At 69.2% G+C, this 1,863-nt stretch carries 3 protein-coding genes; all 3 read left to right on the top strand.

What is annotated here, in order from left to right:
* On the top strand, positions 1-726 hold a 726-nt coding region (locus A5691_RS06950), incomplete at its 5' end, for a PE/PPE C-terminal domain-containing protein (protein WP_197694364.1).
* 164 nt (positions 727-890) lie between these two features.
* Entirely contained in the window at positions 891-1,190 is a 300-nt protein-coding gene (locus A5691_RS06945; RefSeq protein WP_067758919.1) for a PE family protein, read from the top strand.
* Between the two features lie 8 nt (positions 1,191-1,198).
* A partial coding sequence (locus tag A5691_RS06940; protein WP_156675506.1) for a PPE family protein occupies positions 1,199-1,863 on the top strand: 665 nt, incomplete at its 3' end.

Here is a 1,863-nt window from a genome sequence, read left to right as displayed (position 1 = left end):
CCTGATGGGGTGGCCGAGCAGGCGTTGGCGGTGACCCAGGCCGCTCAGCAGCCCGCGGGCAACACCGCCCAGACGGTGGCCTCGAGCACGTCGCAGCTGGCGACCACGCAGCTGGTGACGGCGGCGGCGCCGACCCAGCAGGTGACGGCCGCGGCTACCACCCAGCCGGGGCCGTTTACCTGGCTGATCAACGCGATCCAGGGCCTGCAGACGGGGTTGCCGACGCCGACCAACAACTACTTGGGCCTCAACCCCACCTTGTACACGGTGATCCTCAAGCAGACCTCGGGTCTTGCTTATTTCTCGAACGGTATCCCGGCGTTTTGGTCGCAGTTGGCTCAGCAGTTGGTGTCGGGTCCCGGTGGTACCACGGCTGGTGCCGGTGGTGCGTGGTTCCCGACGCCGCAGTTCGCCCAGTTGGGCCTGGGCAACCTGGGCAGCCTCAGCAGCAACGTCGTCTCGGCCGGTGCCGGGCAGGCAACCCAAGTCGGGGGTTTGTCGGTGCCCCAGCAGTGGGCCACGCTGACCTCGGCGGTCAGCCCGGCCAACGCCGAGGCCGAGGCGCTGCCGGTGCAGGCCGGCGCGGCCGGCAACCCCCCGGGCAACGCCCTGCTGCGCGGCATGCCCACCGGCGTCATGGGCCGCCGCGCCGGCGCCGCCGCGGGCTACTCCCACAAATACGGCTTCCGCTACAGCGTCCTAACCCGACCCCCATCGGCCGGATAGGGAAAGGCCAGGTGAACGGAAGTTGTACACGAATGAACAGTCGGCACTAGGGAGGCGAGGCACCGCGTGACCCATTTAATCTCAGCAATAAGCCACGCCTGCGGTAAGCCCACCGGCAAACCGTTCCTCAAAGGCCAGCGAGCCGAAACCAGGGAGGGATCTTAATGTCGTTTGTCACGACGCAGCCGGAGGCGCTGGCCGCGGCCGCTGGCGATCTGCAAAGCATCGGTTCGGCGCTCAGCGCGCAGAACGCCGCGGCGGCGGCCCCGACGACGGGGATCGTGCCGGCCGCAGCCGACGAAGTGTCGGCACTGACCGCGGCGCAGTTCTCTGCGCATGCGCAGATGTATCAGGCTGTGAGCGCCCAGGGCACGGCGATTCACGAGATGTTCGTCAACACCCTGAGGATGAGCTCGGGGTCCTACGCGGTGACTGAGGCGGCCAACGCGGCCGCGACGGGTTAAAGGAGCCAATGATGTTTGATTTTGGGGCGCTTCCGCCGGAGGTTAATTCGGCGCGGATTTATGCCGGTCCGGGGTCGGGGTCGTTGATGACGGCGGCGTCGGCGTGGAATGCGATCGCCGCGGAGCTGCAGTCGGCTGCGTTGAGTTATCAGAATGTGGTGACCCAGCTGGCCAGTGAGGAGTGGGCGGGCACGGCCTCGGCGGCGATGGCGGCCGCGGCCACCCCGTATGCGGAGTGGCTGGCCAGCACGGCGGCGCAGGCCGAGCAGGCCGCGGTGCAGGCCGCCGCGGCGGCGGCGGCTTATGAGGCGGCGTTCGCCGCGGTGGTGCCTCCGCCGGTGATCGCGGCCAACCGGGCGTTGGTGCAGCAGTTGCAGGCCACCAACGTGATCGGGCAGAACACCGGGGCGATCGCGCAGTTGGAGGCCCAGTACGGCGAGTTTTGGGCCCAGGATGCCGGGGCGATGGCCAACTACTCGGTGCAGTCCACGGCGGCGACCAAGGGCATCACCCAGTTCCAGGCCGCCCCGAAGGTGACCAACGACGCGGGCACCACCACCCAGGCCAGCACGGTGGCCAACGCGGCGGCCAACACTTCCGCCGGCAACGCGGCCAACGTCGCGCAAAAGGCGGCCACCACCGCCACGACGACCGCGGCCCCGCAGGCCGCCGC

Source organism: Mycobacterium sp. E183 (genome assembly GCF_001667735.1).
GTDB lineage: Bacteria > Actinomycetota > Actinomycetes > Mycobacteriales > Mycobacteriaceae > Mycobacterium.
The sequence above is the reverse complement of the archived record's forward strand: the minus strand, read 5'-3'. Positions and strand labels throughout refer to the sequence as shown.